The 17,065-nt window shown below is 74.0% G+C and carries 9 protein-coding genes; 1 reads left to right on the top strand and 8 read right to left on the bottom strand.

Annotation, left to right across the window (positions count from 1 at the left end; translation table 11 throughout):
• Positions 1-28 precede the first annotated feature (28 nt).
• From C9F11_RS36480 to C9F11_RS36445, 8 genes are all read right to left on the bottom strand, one after another.
• Complete coding sequence (locus tag C9F11_RS36480; protein ID WP_138963795.1) at positions 29-1,780, bottom strand: asparagine synthetase B; 1,752 nt, start codon at positions 1,778-1,780, stop codon at positions 29-31.
• A 77-nt stretch (positions 1,781-1,857) separates the two neighbouring features.
• Positions 1,858-3,666: a non-ribosomal peptide synthetase gene (locus C9F11_RS36475; RefSeq protein ID WP_138963793.1), complete on the bottom strand. Its 1,809-nt coding sequence runs from the start codon at positions 3,664-3,666 to the stop codon at positions 1,858-1,860.
• Between the two features lie 295 nt (positions 3,667-3,961).
• A complete protein-coding gene (locus C9F11_RS36470) occupies positions 3,962-5,164 on the bottom strand; it encodes a serine hydrolase domain-containing protein (protein ID WP_138963791.1) in 1,203 nt (400 codons plus the stop codon).
• Positions 5,165-5,350: 186 nt separating this feature from the next.
• On the bottom strand, positions 5,351-8,308 hold the full coding sequence (locus C9F11_RS36465; protein ID WP_171075952.1) for an AfsR/SARP family transcriptional regulator: 2,958 nt from the start codon (positions 8,306-8,308) through the stop codon (positions 5,351-5,353).
• A 184-nt stretch (positions 8,309-8,492) separates the two neighbouring features.
• On the bottom strand, positions 8,493-11,513 hold the full coding sequence (locus C9F11_RS36460; protein WP_138963787.1) for a BTAD domain-containing putative transcriptional regulator: 3,021 nt from the start codon (positions 11,511-11,513) through the stop codon (positions 8,493-8,495).
• Positions 11,514-11,906: 393 nt separating this feature from the next.
• A complete protein-coding gene (locus C9F11_RS47665) occupies positions 11,907-12,965 on the bottom strand; it encodes a hypothetical protein (protein WP_249402033.1) in 1,059 nt (352 codons plus the stop codon).
• 95 nt (positions 12,966-13,060) lie between these two features.
• The gene (locus C9F11_RS36450; protein WP_138963785.1) at positions 13,061-14,032 is read right to left on the bottom strand and encodes an alpha/beta hydrolase; all 972 of its coding nucleotides are present in this window, start codon (positions 14,030-14,032) and stop codon (positions 13,061-13,063) included.
• A gap of 195 nt (positions 14,033-14,227) precedes the next feature.
• Positions 14,228-15,670 (bottom strand): aldehyde dehydrogenase, encoded by a 1,443-nt coding sequence (locus C9F11_RS36445; protein WP_138963783.1) that lies wholly within the window; start codon positions 15,668-15,670, stop codon positions 14,228-14,230.
• 228 nt (positions 15,671-15,898) lie between these two features.
• Between C9F11_RS36445 and C9F11_RS36440 the strand changes: the two genes are divergently transcribed.
• Positions 15,899-16,963, top strand: a complete 1,065-nt coding sequence (locus tag C9F11_RS36440) for an alpha/beta hydrolase (RefSeq protein ID WP_138963781.1) — start codon at positions 15,899-15,901, stop codon at positions 16,961-16,963.
• Positions 16,964-17,065 lie beyond the last annotated feature (102 nt).

Raw genomic sequence — 17,065 nt, 5'->3', positions numbered from 1 at the left:
GCGTGAGGGGGGTGGGAGCGCGGCGGGGTCACAGCACGAGGCGGACGCGCAGGTACCGCAACCACGCGTCGAGTTGCAGCACCATCTCCACGTCCGCGCGTCCCAGCCAGCCGCCCCGGTCCAGGAGGCGGGGCGTCGTGACGTACCGCTGCGCGTGTTCCCGGTCCAGCAGCGCGTACGTGGGAGCGGAGGGGTCGTCGAGGAGCGTCCGCAGCCTCTCCACGAGGGCCTGCTTGTAGCCGCGGTCGTAGGTGATCGGGTAGGGCACTTTCCGGCGGCTCAGCACCGAGGGCGGGACGAGGGGCGCGCCGAGGGCCCGCAGCAGACTCTTCTCGCGGCCGTCGAAGGACTTCCACCGGGCCGGAACGTTGTAGAGGAGGGTGAACAGCCGGTGGTCGGCGAAGGGGAAGCGCAGTTGGAGACCCGCGGCGGAGCCCATCCGTTCGGAGTGGAGCACGGTCTGCTCCAGCAGCCGCGTGGCCGTCAGGTAGTCCGTCTGCCGCCCCAGACGGTCGACCGGGTCTTCCCCCGGCACCGAGGGAACCTCCTCCAGCGCCTCGGCGAAGCAGTCGTCGACGTACCCCGCGATGTCGATGTCCCGCAGCACATCGGCTCGCAGCAGGCCGGTGCCGAGCCCATGCGGCATGCCCATGGCGCGCGCCCGCGCGATCCACGGGAACGTGGTGAGCACCCGCTTCTCGTCGGCCTCCGGTCCCAGGCCGCCGAACATCGCGTCCGCGCCCTCGCCGCTCAGGGCGATCGGTGTCCGGCGGCCCACGTGCCGGCTGAAGAGGTACGGGGTGATGTTCTTGTCCCCGAAGGGCGTCGGCCAGTCCTTGGCCAGGAGCGAGTCGGTGAGTGTGGCGGGCCGCGACAGCAGGTCCGGCTCGATGGTGACGCGCTCGTGGTCGCAGTGCCAGAACCGCACCACCTCCTCGGCGTACGGCAGGTCCGGTACGGCCGACGCCGTCCCGCCGAAGGAGACGGTGAACGTCCGGGGCGGTCGGCCGACGGACTCGGCGACGAGCCCGGTCAGCACGCTGGAGTCGAGACCGCCCGACAGGAGCACGGCGGGATCGGCGCCCTCGAGGTCGTCGTGAACTACCTCGTCGAGCAACGTCCGCACCTGACGAATCGTTTCGTCTCGGGACTCCGTGTGCGGGTACGCCTCCAGGGACCAGTAGCGGCGTCGCCGCTCACCGGTGGCCGAGAAGCGCACCGTGGCGCCGGGCGGTACCTCCCGCATCCCGCGCAGAGTGCCGTGTCCCGGGCGGCGCAGCTGGGTCAGCAGCGCGCTGAGCCCGGTGGCGTCGAGTTCCCGCGGGACGCCCGGGTGCGCCGCCAACGCCCCGGCCTCGGACGCGAACACCACACCGTCGTCCTGCCGTACGTAGGAGAGCGGCTTGATGCCCAACCGGTCGCGCCCCAGGAGGAGTTCTCCCGTGCGGCCGTCCCAGACGGCGAACGCGAAGGCGCCCCGCCACCGTTCGGCCGCCACCTCGTTCTCGGCCAGGTAGCCGTCGAGCAGTGTCCGGGCGGGGTCCCGGCTTCCGTGCAGGTAGCCGTCCACGACCACCACGACAGGGTTTCCTGTCCCCCGCGACTCCAGTGGACCGTTCTCCCGCGCCGGTTCGCCTGCGGCCGCCAGGACCGCGTGTCCGGACGCCCACGATCGGTGCGGGCCGCCGCGTCGGCTGCTCTCCGCCATCGCCGCGACCGCGGCCGGGCCGGTCTGCTCCAGACCTCCCCGGTGGGTCCACCATCCGAAGATTGCGGACATGAGTGCCCCTTTCCTTGTCCTCGGCTGTGCCGTCAGTTCTGACCGGCCGGTGCCCGGCCGGTGAGTGGGCCGGGGCCTCAGCCGGCCGCACGACGGCGCCGGACCGCCGGACGCACCCGCCGCTCCGCTGCCGCTGGGGCCACCGCCGACCCGGCCAGATGGGTGGCGAGTTGGGCGATCGTCGGATGCTCGAACAGCGTCAGCAAGACGACTCGGTCGGACCGGAACGCGTTGATCCGGGAGAGCACGGCCGCCAGGGAGCCCGACGTCCCGCCGACGTCGAAGAAGCTGTCGCGGACCCCGATGTCATCGGTCCCGAGGACCTCCCGCCAGATGTCCAGCAGCCGGGACTCCAACGCGGTGCGGGGGTCGGTGGGCGGCTCGCGCCGCACGTGGCGCCCGGGGTCGGGCAGAGCGTCCCGGTCCAGCTTCCCGTTCCTGGTCACCGGCAGTTCGGGGACCGCCACCAGCGCGGCGGGCAGGACGTGTGCCGTCAGCCGCTCCGACAGATGGGCGCGCAGGTCCGCAGGCACCTGCGTCCCGCCGTCGTGCAGGACCACATAGCCGACCAGCCTGCGGCCGCCGGCGGGGTCCGGGCGCACCGCGACCGCCGCGAGCGCGACCAGGGGGTGCGCCGACAGGGCCGCCTCCACCTGCGCCGGTTCGATCCGGTGGCCGTTGACCTTGACCTGGTCGTCCATGCGGCCCAGGACTTCCACGGCGCCGTCCGGCCTGCGGCGGGCCCTGTCGCCCGTACGGTGCATCAGCGCTCCGGTCACCGTGGAGTACGGATCGGGGAGGAACCGCCGGGCGGTCTCCCCGGGCCTGCCGAGGTAGCCCGACGCCACCCCGGCACCGCCGATGTACAGCTCTCCCTCCCCGCCGCCGGACACCGGCCGCAGGTCCGCATCGAGAACATATGCCGTCACACCGGCGATCGGGCGGCCCACTGCGACGACCTCTGTGTCGGCGTCCGCGTCAACCCGGTGCACCAGCGAGGTGATGGTGGTCTCGGTCAGTCCGTACGCGTTCACCAACGGGACATCGGTCGACCCGCACCAGGCGACCGCAGCCGACGCGTCCACCCCTTCGCTGCCGATGACGACGAGCCGCAGCTGCGAGGGCAGCGGGCCGCTGCCCCGGCTGGCGCTCCACTGCTGCCAGTAGCCGGACGGCAGGTTGGCGACGGTGATCCGGCCGTCGGCCAGTACGCGGGTCAGGTCGCGGGCGGCGGGAGGGTCGGGGCACAGGACGACGCAGCCGCCGGCCACCAGGGTGGGGAAGATCTCCTCGGCCGCCACGTCGAACCCGATCGCGGCGAACTGCAGGACCCGGTCGTCGGAGGTCAGTCCATAGGCCCGCGCCATCTCCCCGGCGTGATGGGCCAGCGCGCGGTGGGGGACGACCACGCCCTTGGGCTCACCCGTCGTCCCCGAGGTGAAGACGGTGTACGCCGGGTCGGCCGGGCGTACCGGAGGACGGGCGGCATCGTGGCGGTCCGATGGCTGCGGGGGCGGCACGACGGTGACGTCCGGGGCCACGTCCAGCCGGTGCCGCAGCGAGTCGGCGGCGACCACGAACCGGCTGCCCGCCGCGGCCATCAGCCGCGCGATCTGGGCAGGAGAGTGACGAGGGTCGAGAGGGAGGTAGGCGGCTCCCGAGCGCAGGATGCCGAGCAGCGCCGGAACGAGGTCCAGGTCGGCGTGGGTCAGTAACCCCACCACGTCCCCAGAGCCTGCTCCGGCGGCCAGTAACTCCGTGGCTAACGCGCCGGAGAGGTCTCCCAGTTCGGCATAGGTCAGTGTTCGACCGTTCAGATCCAGGGCCGTGGCATGTGGCTGCCGGGCCGTACGGCGGCTGATTGCTTCGAGCAGGGTGGACGGCAAGGATCCATCCCCTTCTTCGTGGGTTGATCGCGGTCATGCGCAGGATCGGGACATCCGGGGATGAGGACTCCGCGGCGCAGCGTTGCCCCACGACCTGCGACCACAACGTGACTCAGAGAGATCAACAACCGCTCAACAGCTGCTCAGAGGCAGTCGATAACCGGCCGCGGCGCCCATTCTGTGGCTGATCACGGCCCCCTGACCGGCCGTCAGCGGCACAGGCGCGCTCGGCCTGCGCCCGGCCAGGACGGCGGAGCTGGATTCGCGCACGGCCGCCTTGCCGGGCGAGGCGAGGTCACAGGAGGCTTCGACGCCGCTCATGCCCGGTGTGCGCCGGGGTCTTGCCGCAGAACTCGGCCTCGATCACGTCGGTGTACATCGAGCTGTCCCGCAGCCAGTCGCCGTTGATGTGGAACGTCAGCTGGTGCTTGCCGTCCACCGTGCCGACCATCGCCGAGAGCGAGCCGTTGGTGCGGCCGCTCTTGCCCACCACCCGCACGCCGCAGGACAGCTTCGCGAACTCGACGCCGAGCCCGTATCCGAGGACGTCCCCGGCCGGCACCGCGTGGAGCATCTCCTTCATCTGGGCCCGCGGCAGCAATTCGCCGCGCAGGAGCGCTCGTTGGAAGCGGTTGAGGTCACCGGTGGTGGAGATGACGTCACCTGCCGCGCCCAGCCAGGTCATGTTCTGCTCGGTGGCGTCGACCACTGCGGCGTCGGGGGCCTGCTGGTGGAGCCGGGAGTACCCGACGGGGTGCGGGTCGGGCAGCTGGGGCGCCGTGCCGGGGAACGACGTCCCGCGCAGCTTCAGCCGGTCGATGATCCGCCGGGTGGCCTCCTGCGCGTACCCGTGGCCCGTCGCCTTCTCGATGACCATCCCGGCGATCACGTAGTTGGTGTTCGAGTACAGCGGCGACTTCTCCGGAGCGGGGTGCGGCGGCTGCTTGAGCGCGACCGCCACGAGCTCTTCGGGGGTGTAGGTGTCGTACCGGTGCGCCGGGAAGCCGGGGCCGGAGGAGTGGTGGGCGATGGTGGGGTCGTCGGTGTGACTGGCGATGCCGCTCGTGTGGTTGAGCAGCCGCCGCAGCGGGATCTCGCCGCCGTCGTACCCGTTGCCCTGGACCAGGCCCGGCAGCCAGTCCTCGACGGTGTCGTCCAGGCTCAGCCGCCCCTCCGCCTCCAGCTGGAGCAGGACGGTCGCGATGAAGGTCTTGGTGATGCTGGCCCCGCGGAAATGATCAGCGGTCGATCGCTCGCGCCCCGTGGCGGTGTCGGCGTACCCGGCCGAGGCGGACCAGTCCCCCTTGCCGTCCCGGGCCCGGGCGGCGGCTCCGGGCAGCTCCCCCTTCTCGACGAGCGCGCGCAGCGCGGCCCGGGTCGCTGCGTGTCCGCGATCCGTCCGCTCCGCCGCGTGCGCCGAGGGAGCGACAGCCGCCGCCCCCAGCAGTGCGACGGCCGCCATCACGAGTGAGGTGGTACGTGTAGCCCGCTGCTTCATGTGTGGTGCTCCAGGTCGTCGTCCCTGGGGGCCGGTGTGCCCCCTGTGGTGCGTGTGACGTCGGCCCCGGGCCGCACGGTTGACCGTCGGGGCGAGGACGGCACCGCGGTACGACACGAACGGCACCAGGGGCCTACCCGAGCCCGTGAAACCCCGGCCTCGGCCGCGGCGGGCCGGCGTGGAGTCTCAGAGCTCCCCGAGGTGTCGCTCGATGTCGTCCGCGTCGGGCAGGCCGAGTTCGCGGAAGACGGTGTGCGCGCGGCGGTAGTTCTCCTGGGCGCGGTCGGCGTCGCCCTGGGCCCGGTGGGCGTGGCCGAGTTGGGCGAGGGCGCGGGCGACGATGCCCGCGTCGCCGCGCGCCTCGGCGATGTCCCGGGCCCGCGCGGCGTGTTCGGCGGCTTCCGCGGGACGCCCCGAGAGGTTGTGGGCCTGGGCGATCGCGCCGAGCAGGAGGCCCTCGCGGAAGCGGGAGCCCGTCTCGCGCCACAGGCGCAGGCTCTCGTGCAGGCTGTCGAAGGCCTCGGCCGTGCGCCCGGTGCGCAGGCAGACCTGGGCGAGGTTGTGCAGCGCGTTGGCCCGGCCCGCGATGTCCCCGGTCGCCGAGGTGACGGCGACGGCCTCGCGGCAGTGCGCCAGGCCCTCGTCGGCCCGGCCGGTGGCCAGCAGGGCCAGGCCGAGGAAGCCGAGCGCGTACGCCTCGATGCCTCGGCTGGCCACGGCCCTGCCCTGGGCCAGGGCCTCGGTCAGCAGCGCGTGCGCGGTGGTGAAGTCGCGCAGGGCGAGGGCGCCCCCGCCCCGGGTGATCAGGACGTGGGCGAGCAGCGTCCGGTCCCCGGCGGCCCGGCACAGCTCGATGGCCCGGTCGAGCGTGGGAGCCCCCAGCCGCATGGCGAAGCGGTGCTGCACGGAGCTGCCCAGCATGTACAGGGCGCGCGCCTCCGCGGTGCGGTGGCCGGCGGCGCGCGCGGCCTCGGCCAGGGTCCGGGCGGCGCGTTCGATGCCGTAGGGCTGCGCGCCGAGGCGGCCGAGCGGGTCCGCGGCCAGGAGCAGGTCCGCGCAGACGGTCAGCGACAGGGAGGCGTCGCCCGCGGCCTGCTCGATGAGTCCCAGGAGCGACGTCTGCTCGTCGAGCAGCCAGGCGGCGGCCTCCTGCGGGCTGCCGAAGGCCGGGCCCTCGTAGCGCAGTGCGGCCGCGTGCCCGGGGAACACGTCGTCGGGCAGCGAGGCCCGGTGGGCGCCGAGGGCGGTGGCCAGGCAGAACTCGAGCAGGCGGGTGAGCGCGGCGGTCCGCTCGTGGTCAGGCACCGCGGCGCACGCGGTCTGGCGGGCGAAGAGCCGGAGCAGGTCGTGGTAGCGGTAGCGGCCGGGGGCGACCGACTCAAGGAGGCTCAGATCGACCAGCGCCTCGCACAGCTCCTCCGTCTCCCGCTCCGGTCGGGCGAGCAGCGCCGCGGCGGCGGGCACGCCCAGTTCGGGCACCTCGGGCAGGGCGAGGAGCCGGAAGGCGCGGAGGTGTTCGGCGTCGAGGAGTTCCATGCCGAGCCGGAAGGTCGTCTCCACGGCGGTGTCCTCGGCCCTCAGGGCGCCGAGGCGGCGCCGCTCGTCCGCGAGGTGCGCGGCGGTCTCCGAAAGCGTGTGGTCCGGCCGGGCCACCAGACGGGAGGCCACGATGCGGATGGCGAGCGGCAGATGGCCGCAGGCGTCGAGCACCTCGGCGGCGGCCTGCGGCTCCGCGGACACGCTCTGCTCGCCGACGATCCGGGTCAGCAGCTCCAGGGCCTCCGCCCGGCCCATGGGCCGCAGGTCCACCAGAGTGGCCCCGGTCAGACCGACGAGCCGGGAGCGGCTGGTGAGCAGCACCGCGCTGCCGGGCGTGCCGGGCAGCAGGTCGCGGACCTGGGCCGGGTCGCGGGCGTTGTCGAGGACGACGAGCACCTGCCGGGTGGCGAGCATGGAGCGGTACAGGGCGGCCCGCTCCCCGGGCAGCATCGGGAGGTGGCCCGCGCGGACGCCGAGGACGCACAGGAAGCGGCCGAGGACCTCCATGGGCTCCGCGGGCCGGGGGTCGGTTCCGCGCAGGTCCGCGTAGAGCTGCCCGTCCGGGAAGCGGTGGCGCATCCGCCGGGCCACGTGGACGGCCAGGGCGGTCTTGCCGATGCCGCCCATGCCGCTGATGGAGCTGAGGGAGACGATCCCGTCCTTCTCCAGTGCGGTGCACAGCCGGTCGGCCTCGTCGCTCCGGCCCGTGAAGTCGGCGACGTCCTGGGGCAGTTGTGCCGGCCCGTGGGTCCGGTCCGGGCCCCGGAGCCCGGCCGTGGCGCCCGTCCGCTCCCCGGGTCCGTCGGTGAGGATCCTCTGCTGGAGCCGGTCGAGGCCGGGGCCCGGGCGGATGCCCAGCTCCTCGGCGAGCGCACGGCGGATCCGCGCGTGCACGGCGAGTGCGTCCGCCTGCCGTCCGGCGTGGTGCAACGCCGTCATCAGCAGCTCGTGGACGCTCTCGCGCCAGGGGTGTTCGGCGGCCAGCGCGCGCAGCGGACCGATGGCGTGGTCGGTCCCGCCGCACGCGATCTCGGCCTCCCAGCGGGCCTCGACGGCCGCCAGGCGCAGCTCTTCGAGGCGGGTGCGCTGGGCCTCGGCGAAGGGGCCGGGCACACCGGCGAGCGGCCTGCCCCGCCACAGGTCGAGGGCGGAGACGAACAGGGACCGCGCCTGGTCCAGCCGGCCGGCGGCCCGGGCCCGCCGCGCCTCGGCCGTACGGAGTTCGAAGACCGTCAGGTCGACGTCCTCCGGGGCGACGTGCAGGGTGTAGCCGTCGCCCGTCGTCCGCAGCGTGCGCGCGGCGGCCCGGGGTGCCCGGTCGGGCTCGAGGAGTCGGCGCAGGGTGAAGACGTGCGTGCGCAACGACGCGAGGACACCGGGCGGGGCCTCGTCGCCCCAGGCCCCGGCGATCAGTTCCCAGGCCGACACGGGGGTACGCGCCCGGAGCAGCAGGACCGCGAGCACCGCCTGCAGTTGGGGCGCGCCGACGGGCACCTCGGCCGACCCGTCGTGGACGCGCAGGGGGCCGAGCACGGTGAAGCGGTGGGCGGCGGCACGCCCGGACGCGTCGTCGGAGGAGTGACCTGGCGGGGCGGTGGGGGGCATGGGATGTCTCCAAATGACGTCAGGACCGGGTGGCGTCAGGACCAAGTGGCGTGCGGGCCACGTGGCATCAGGCCCAGGTGGCATCAGGTACACGTGGCATCAGGACCGAGTGGTGTGACGGCCTTCGACGTGAAGGGCCATGTGACGAGAGGGGCTCGGGGGGCGTGAGGTCACGGCGGGGGGATCACCCGTGGCGCCGGTTCCGCCGTGACGGGTCCGGCACGCGAGGTGAGTCGGCCGGGCCCGTCAAGGTGGCCCGTGCCGGTTCGCACCCGTCCCCGCTGCCGGGGCGGTCGTCGAGCAGGGCGAGGAGGTCGTCGGCCTCCGGCATGCTCAGGCGGGCGCAGACCTCGTACGCGGCGCGCCGGTGCGCCCGGGCGCCGTCGTGGTCCCCGAGCCGGACGAGGGCGGAGCCGAGCACGGCCAGCGCGTGGGCGCGGCCCCAGTCGTTCCTGACCTCCTCCAGCGTCGTGGCAGCGGTGCGGGCCAGCCGCGCGGCCTCCTCGGCACGGCCGGTGGCGAGCCGGTTCTCCGCGAAGCGGAAGAGGGCGAGCCCCTCCCACAGCCGGTTGCGGCGGTCGCCGAAGAGGGCCAGTGCTTCGGTGAGGCGCGCGGCGGCCTCGGCGGTCCGCCCGGCGGTGTCGAGGACGACGCCCAGTTCGTACAGGGCGAATCCCACCCGGTGGCCGTCGCTCAGACCCTGATGGACCGCCAGGGCCCGCTCGGCGTCCGCGACCGCCAGGTCCGTCTCGCCCGCCGACTGGCGCACCCGGCAGCGCACCCCGAGGACGTTCGCCTCGCCGAACCGGTCGGCGTGCGCCCGGAAGACCTCCGACGCCTCGGTGAGCAGGGCGCGGGTCTCGTCGTAGCGGCGCAGGTGGTACGAGCAGCGGGCGAGCAGCACCATGGCGTCGGCCATGACGAGCGCGTCGTCGGCCGCGCGGCTCGCCGCCACCGCCCGGCGGCAGACCTCGACCAGATCGGGGAGGCGGGCCGCGTAGTAGTAGCCGTGGCCGAGGGCCAGGTGGGCGCGCCCCGCGCTGCGCCGGTCGCCCTGGCGCAGCGCCGCGGAGATCACCGCGTGAGCGGCCTGCTCGAACTCCGGGCCGGGGCCACCGCGTTCGAGGAGCTCCTCCATCATGAGCAGCAGGTCGGCCGCCGGGGCGACGGCGCGGGCGGGGCCTTCGGCCGCTTGGCGCACGGCCGCGAACAGGCACGGTGCCTCCTCGGCGAGCCAGGCACCGGCGTCCCCGGCCGTGGCGAACGTCAGGCCGGGGACCGTCGCGGTCACCCCCAGGCGTTCGGCCCTGCGGAGGGCGTCGGGGTGCGAGGCCCGCACGGTGGACACCAGGAAGTCCAGCAGGCGGCGCAGACCGGCGGCCTGCCCCTCCGGGGGCTCCTCCGCGCTCGCGCGTCCACGCGCGTAGAGGCGGAGCAGGTCGTGGTAGCGGTAGCGGCCTGGTGTGGGTGACTCCAGCAGGCTGACGTCGACCAGGGATTCGCACAGCGCCTCGGCCTCCGGCTCCGGCAGGCCGAGGACGGCGGCCGCGGCGGCGGACGAGATGTGCGGTCCTTCGGGCAGGGCGAGCAGCCGGAAGGCACGCTGCTGGTCCGGCCGGAGCTGGGCGTGGCCGAGGGCGAAGGCGGCCTCGACGGTCAGGTCGGCGACGCGCAGTTCGGCCAGGCGGTGCCGCTCGTCGGCGAGCCGGGCGTGCAGCGCGCCGAGCGGCCACGCGGGGCGCGTGGCGAGGCGGGCCGCCACGATCCGTACCGCCAGGGGAAGGTGGCCGCAGGCCGACACCAGCCGCGCGGCGTCGTCCGCCTCGGCGGCGACGCGGGCCCGGCCCAGGGCCTTGGCAAGGAGGTCGAGCGCCTCGTCCGGGGTCATGACGTCGAGGTCGACGAGGCGCGCGGACGCGGGTCCCGCGAGCTTGGCGCGGCTGGTGACCAGGACGGCGCACCGGGGCAGCACGGGCAGGAACGGCCGCACCTGCTCGGGGCCGTGGGCGTTGTCGAGGAGGACGAGGACACGGCGGCCGTCGAGGCGGGCGCGGAAGAGGGCGGAGCGTTCCGCGAGGCCGTGGGGTATCGCGGCGTCGTCCACACCGAGGGACCGCAGGAACGAGCCCAGTACGGCGGACGGGTCGGCCGGGTGGCCGCCGACGCCCTGGAGGTCCATGTAGAGCTGCCCGTGGGGGAAGGACTTCCGCACCAGGTGCGCGACGTGCACGGCGAGGGCGCTCTTGCCCACCCCGCCCGCGCCGGATACGGCCACCATGGGGGCGGCCCCGGGGCGGTCGGACGTCAGCAACGCGCACAGGTCCGCCACGAGCGTGGCGCGCCCGGTGAAGTCGGCGAGGTCGCCCGGGAGCTGGGCGGGCAGCGGCGGGGCGCCCTGGTCCGGGAGACCGGTGCCGCCGGCGGCCTCCGGTGCCGTGAGCAGCTCGCGTGCCTGGGCGAGGTCGTGGCCGGGTTCGAGCCCGAGTTCCTCGCTCAGCAGCAGGCGGGTCTCGTCGTAGACGGCGAGCGCTTCGGCGGACCGGCCGTCGCGGTGAAGGGCCTGCATCTGGAGGGCGCGCAGCCGTTCCCGGAAGGGGTGGCGCGCCGCCAGGCGGGCGAGTTCCGCGAGTACCGGCTGCGGGCCGTCGAGTTCCAGGTCGAGTTCCAGACGGGCTTCGAGGGCCGTCAGGCGCTGGTCGGCGAGCCGGGCGCGGTGCGCGTCCATGGCCGCGCCGGGGACGCCCGTCAGGGGGGCGTCCCGCCAGGGTTCGAGGGCGAGGTGCAGCCGGGCGCGGGCCTCCGCGAGCTGCCCGGCCGCGCGGGCCCGGCCCGCCGCGGTGACGTGGTCCTCGAACCGGGCGAGGTCCACGGCCTCGCGCGGCACGTGCAGCGCGTAGCCGTCGGGGACGGACACCAGGACCCGGGGGGACGCGCCCGCGGCCCGCTCCGGTTCGAGGAGCTTGCGCAGCCGCGAGGCGTACGTCCGCAGGGCCCCCACGGCGCGGGGCGGCGGATTCCCGCCCCACAGGGCCTCCACCACGTCGCCCACCGAGGCGGCCCGCTCCTGGCGCAGCAGCAGCACCGCGAGGAACGCCTGCTGCTGCGGGGAGCCGAGCTCCAGCTCCCTGTCGCCGCGCCATGCCCGCAATCGGCCGAGCAGCTCGAAGCGCAGCCCGGTCTCCCCCGTGACCATCTTCCGCCCCACCCCATTGACACCTTCAGACGCGCATGCCGCATGACGGGCCGGCCCCGTCGTCCCGCCGGGTGCTCGGCACGTCGCCGTTCCCGTCGTCGTCCCCGCGGGTCGTCCCCGTCGTCGTCCCCACGGCGTGCGCTGGCCTGAATCGTACCTGGGTGGCGCCCGTCAGCCCGTCGCCGGACCGCTCTCGGGGCCTGACCGCCGTGCGGCCGGGCGCCGTGCGGTCACGCTGTTCGGCGGCCACCACGGCGCACGCGCCCGTACCGGGTTCGGCCCTCCGCCTACGCGCTCTTCGGCGATCAGGAACCGTGCATTGTCCACGCACATTTCGGCCAGACATCGGCGCGCCTCTGCCCGGCGGTCAGGGGCGTCGGCACCCCGCGGATCCGGGATCGGATGTCAGTCACCTCCGCCGCCGTCCCCGCCGCCGCCGTCTCCGCCCCCGCCGTCACCGCCGCCGCTGTCTCCGCCGTCGCCGCCGTCCGAGCCCCAGCCGTCGCCGCCGCCGGACTCGTTGTCGTCGCTGCCCCGGCCCAGGTTGCTGAACCAGGGGCGGTCCCAGCCCTCGTCGACGGCGATCGGTTCGCCCCCGTCCGACGGGCGTCGCTCCGCCCGGAACCGTGCCCAGCCCGTGGTGTCGCCGAGCCCGAAGGCCGTGGCGAAGGCGTGCGCCATGACGGCGTCCAGCGGGTCGGCGCTCTCGTACCGCACCGGAGCCAGCGGCAGCAGCACCGTGCCCGGCTCCAGGACGGGCCGGCGCGGGGGCCGTGCCAGCAGGGCGACCCGGCGTTCGTCGCGCAGCAGCCACGAACTCGTCGCGTTCTCCCGCCGCAGCGTCCACACCTGACCGGGCAGCCTCACCTCCACCCGGCTCTTGGACTTGCGCAGCTTCTTCTTCAGGGTGAGCTCGGCGGTCACGTCGCCGACCGTCAGCCGCAGGCCCTGGGACGGTTCGGGGGCGTTCCGCACGAAGCCGCGCGGGGCCCGGATCCGTACGACGGGAGCCTGCGGCCCCCACACGTCCACGCGTACCAGGCGCCGGTCCACGGCCACGGTGATCGGCCCGAGGGGCCCCGGCGCGGACCGCCGCGCCATCCACAGCGGTACGTCCTCGGCGCGGGCCCGGGCCGCGAGGGCGGCGACCTGGTCGGGGCCGCCGCACTGGCGCACGGCCAACTCCCCCAGTTTGCAGGCGAACTCGAAGGCCTGCCGCACCTTCAGCGGTGTGGCCGTGCCGGTCACGCGGGTCACCGGGACGACGCCGGGTCCCTCCGCAAGGCTCTCCAGCGGCCGTTCCGCCCCGCCGCCGCCGAGCCAGCGTCCCCGCAGGAACGCCTCGGCCATCGCCCCGAGGTTCAGCTCGCTCAGGGGCGTGGTCCTGATCCCTCGCCGCAGCCCGTCCTCGGACAGCTCCACCGTTCGCGCCAGCGGATTCCACGAACGCTCGCCATAGAGCATCTGGCCCACAGCTCCCCCATACCTCGCCCATACGGCTGGCTCAACGGACTCACCTTCACACACCTCACGACGGCGGGTGACACCGAGTCCCCTGGTCAGCTCAGGGTGGCGGCTTCGAGGACGGCGTCGGTGAAGGCCCCGGGCCGTTCCTGGGGGAGGTTGTGGCCCGCGGCGGGCACGACGTGGTGGTTCCAGGGGCCGGAGAAGTGGGCGGCGTACCCGCTGCCGTCGGTCGGCGGGATGGCGCCGTCGGCCTGACCGTCGAGCGTGACCGTGGGGACGGTGATCTTCGGCTGGTCCAGCAGCCTCCGCTCCAGCGCGGCGTACCGGCGGTCTCCGGGTGCGGCCGCCAGGCGGTGGCGGTAGCTGTGGATCACCACGTCGACGTAGTCGGGGTTGGTCCACAGCTCCGCCGCCTCGGTGAACTCCGCCTCGGTGAAACGCCATTGGGGCGAGTTGCGGCGCCAGACGACGCGGGCCAGGCCCTCGCGGTCGCCCTGGAGCCCCTTCCGCCCGCGCTCGGTGAGGAAGTAGAAGAAGTACCAGGAGGCCTCCTCCCGCGCGGGGGCCAGGGGCTGTTGGGCGACGGCGAGGTTCTGGATGAGGTAGCCGTTCACGGAGACGAGGCCGGTGCAGCGCTCGGGCCACAGCGCCGCGGCGACATCACCGGCCCGCCCGCCCCAGTCGTAGCCCGCGAACAGGGCCCGGGGCACGCCCAGGGAGTCCATGAAGGCGACCAGGTCCGCGCCGAGCGCCGCCTGCTGGCCGGAGCGGACGGTGTCCTCGCGCAGGAAGCGGGTCCGTCCGTGGCCGCGCAGATAGGGGACGTAGCAGCGGTAGCCGCGCCGGGCCAGCGCGGGCGCCACCTCGGCGTAGGAGCCGACGGGGCTGAACGGCCAGCCGTGCAGGAGGACCACCGGCTCGCCCCGGGCCGGGCCGACGTCGTGATAGGCGACGTCCAGTACGTCGGTACGGGTGTGGCGCACCGGCCCCAGGCCGTCCGCGGCCCGCCCGGCCGCGGGCGCCGCAGCCGTCATGGCCCGGGCCGGTCCTCGTCTCCTGGTCATGTCGCTTCCTCACGTTCGGTCCGGGGTGCCGGGGCGCACGGGAGCCGCGTACGCACCACTCACATGCATCACCACTCTAACCGGTGACTCATTCCGGTGTCAGCCTTCCGGTCAGGGCGCGACAGAGCGTCACGCCGAACCGGCCTCCGGCGTCCCCAGTCGACACCCGCGACCGCGCCCGTGCGGCACCGCCGGTCACAGGGTGATGGTCTTGTACTCGGTGTACGTACCGAGCCCGACCGCGCCGAACTCACGTCCGATGCCACTTGCCTTGAAGCCGCCGAACGGGCCGTCGAAGCCGACAGAGGCACCGTTGACCGTGACGGTGCCGGTGCGGACGCGGCGGGCCACGGCCAGGGCGTGCTCCTCGTCGGAGGACCAGATGCCGCCGGACAGGCCGTACTCCGAGTCGTTGGCGATGCGTACGGCGTCGTTCTCGTCGTCGTAGGCGATGACGACGAGGACCGGGCCGAAGATCTCCTCCTGGGCGATGCGCTGGGAGTTGTCGACGTCGGCGAGGACGGTGGGGGTGACGTAGTTGCCCCGCTCCAGGCCCGCGGGGACCTGCGGGCCGCCGGTGACCAGGCGGGCGCCCTCCTCGATGCCGAGCCGGATGTAGTCGCGGACGCGCTGCTGCTGGTCGGGGCGGATCATCGGGCCGATGAACGTGTCGGGGTCGCTCGGGTCGCCGACCTTCAGCGACTCCACCAGCTCCTTGAGCCCGGCCACGACCTCCTCGTACCGCTCGCGCGGGGCCAGGATCCTGGTCTGGGCGATGCACGACTCGCCGTTGTTGAGCAGGGAACCGAACTTGACGCCCGCCACGGCCTTCTCGATGTCGGCGTCGGGGAGGATGATCGCGGCGGACTTGCCGCCCAGCTCCAGGCTGACCCGCTTGAGCCGCTCGCCCGCGAGGGAGGCGATGCGGCGACCGGCCCGCGTCGAACCGGTGAAGGCGATCTTGTCCACCTCCGCGTGCGACACCAAGTACTCACTGACCTCCCGGTCCGCGGGCAGAACGCTGATCACCCCATAGGGCAGGCCCGCCCGCTCCAGGAGTTCGGCCAGGAAGCCCATGCTCAGCGAGTTCTCCGGGGACACCTTGAGGACCACGGAGTTTCCGGCGAGCAGAGCGGGGACGACCTTCGAAGTGGCGGAGGAGAAGGGCGAGTTCCACGGGATGACCGCGGCCACGACGCCGACCGGCTCCCGCCGCACCACGCTGCGCAGGGGGGACGCCGGGTCGGACGGGACAACGGTCTCCTCCCAGGCGAAGTCCTCGGCCGCCTTCAGATAGGCGTTCGCCTGCCGGGTCAGGCCCGCCTGCCCGGCGCGGGTGAACCATCCCGCCGAACCGGTTTCCAGGGAGATCAGGCGGGCGATCTCCTCCGCGCTCTCCTCGCGCAGCGCGTTGAACCGCCGCAGGCGCGCGATCCGTTCGGCCGGAGGGGTCAGGCGCCACGCGCCCGCCCCGAAGGACGCCCGCGCCGCGGACACCGCCCGGTCGACGTCGGCCGGTCGCGCCTGCGCGGCGCGGCCGATCACCGTCCGGTCGTGCGGCGAGGCGATGTCGAGCAGCCGCGGATCGCTCGGCTCGACCCAGGAGCCTCCGATGAAGAGCCGACCGTAGGTGATCATGCGCTTTCCCTCTTCCCGTGATCTCGGCTCGTTCCTGCCGAGCACTTAATAACTGTCACATCAATGTAGCAGTTATAAATACCAAGCGCCTCGGCTGCGTTGCCCTCGCGGAGCGGCGAGGGGCGCCCTTCATCCGGTCAACGCGGCGCCACGAATCACCCCCTTGACCGGTGACGCACCATCTGCGAGTGTCGCCCCGTCCCCCACACGCACGACGAAGGGCTTCAGATGATCAACAGGCGTACCTTCAGCAAGGCCGCGGCCCTGGGTGCCGGTGGCGCGGCCGTCTCGCTGTCCGGCCCGCGAGCCCAGGCCGCCGAGTCCGCCTCACCCCGGCCGCACCGCGGCCCCGCGCCCGCCGTGCCCGTCATCGCCCCCGACACCCACACCGCGTTCGCCACGCTGAAGCACGTCAAGGCGGGTGTCCTCGACGTCGGTTACGCCGAGGCGGGACCGGCTCACGGGCCGGTCGTCCTGTGTCTGCACGGGTGGCCCTACGACATCCACAGCTTCGTCGACGTGGCACCGCTGCTCGCCGGGATGGGCTACCGCGTGATCGTTCCGTATCTGCGCGGGCACGGCAGCACCCGCTTCCTCTCCAGGCGCACGCCCCGCACCGCCGAGCAGTCCGCCGTCGCCCTCGACGTCGTCGCCCTGATGGACGCGCTCAAGATTCCCCGAGCGGTCCTCGCGGGCTTCGACTGGGGATCACGCACCGCCGACATCATCGCCGCCCTGTGGCCCGAACGCGTCAAGGCCCTCGTCTCCACGGGCGGTTACCTCATCACCGACGTCGAGGCACAGCGGGAGCCCGCCGCCCCGGCCGTGGAGCACACCTGGTGGTACCAGTGGTACTTCGCCACCGAGCGCGGCAAGAGGACCATGGAGGACGTGGACGACCGCGTCGCCCTCTGCCGCTACGTGTGGACCCTCGTCTCCCCCAACTGGCGCTTCGACGACGCCACTTTCGCCCGCACGGCCCACGCCTTCCGCAACCCGGACTACGCCGCCGTCGTCCTGTACAACTACCGGTGGCGCATCGGCCTCATCGAGGGCGAGCCCCGCTACGACCGCTACGAGCAGCTGCTCGCCACCCGGCCCCCGCTCCACGTGCCCACCGTCACCCTCGACGCGGCTCTCGACCCCTTCACCCCGCCCGGCGACGGTTCGGCCTACCGCCATCACTTCACGGGGCCGTACGAGCACCGCACGATCGCGGACGTCGGGCACAACCTGCCGCAGGAAGCGCCCACCGCCTTCGCCCAGGCGGTCGTTGACGCGGACCACCTCTGAGCCCCGTCGACGCGGCGGCCCTGCCGGTGCGGCAGCTCTTCCGACGCGGCGGCTCCACCGGTGCGGCAGCTCCACCGCCAAGATGCACACTGCTGTGGCGTT

The organism is Streptomyces sp. YIM 121038, assembly GCF_006088715.1.
Classification (GTDB): domain Bacteria; phylum Actinomycetota; class Actinomycetes; order Streptomycetales; family Streptomycetaceae; genus Streptomyces.
This window is presented reverse-complemented; position numbering and strand designations above follow the sequence as displayed.

Excerpts from the sequence above, each read along its gene's own strand:
- C9F11_RS36440 (WP_138963781.1), top strand. The coding sequence starts at position 15,899 with ATGATCAACAGGCGTACCTTCAGCAAGGCCGCGGCCCTGGGTGCCGGT.
- C9F11_RS36480 (WP_138963795.1), bottom strand. The coding sequence starts at position 1,780 with ATGTCCGCAATCTTCGGATGGTGGACCCACCGGGGAGGTCTGGAGCAG.
- C9F11_RS36470 (WP_138963791.1), bottom strand. The coding sequence starts at position 5,164 with ATGAAGCAGCGGGCTACACGTACCACCTCACTCGTGATGGCGGCCGTC.
- C9F11_RS36445 (WP_138963783.1), bottom strand. The coding sequence starts at position 15,670 with ATGATCACCTACGGTCGGCTCTTCATCGGAGGCTCCTGGGTCGAGCCG.
- C9F11_RS36450 (WP_138963785.1), bottom strand. The coding sequence starts at position 14,032 with ATGACCAGGAGACGAGGACCGGCCCGGGCCATGACGGCTGCGGCGCCC.
- C9F11_RS36465 (WP_171075952.1), bottom strand. The coding sequence starts at position 8,308 with ATGCCCCCCACCGCCCCGCCAGGTCACTCCTCCGACGACGCGTCCGGG.
- C9F11_RS47665 (WP_249402033.1), bottom strand. The coding sequence starts at position 12,965 with ATGCTCTATGGCGAGCGTTCGTGGAATCCGCTGGCGCGAACGGTGGAG.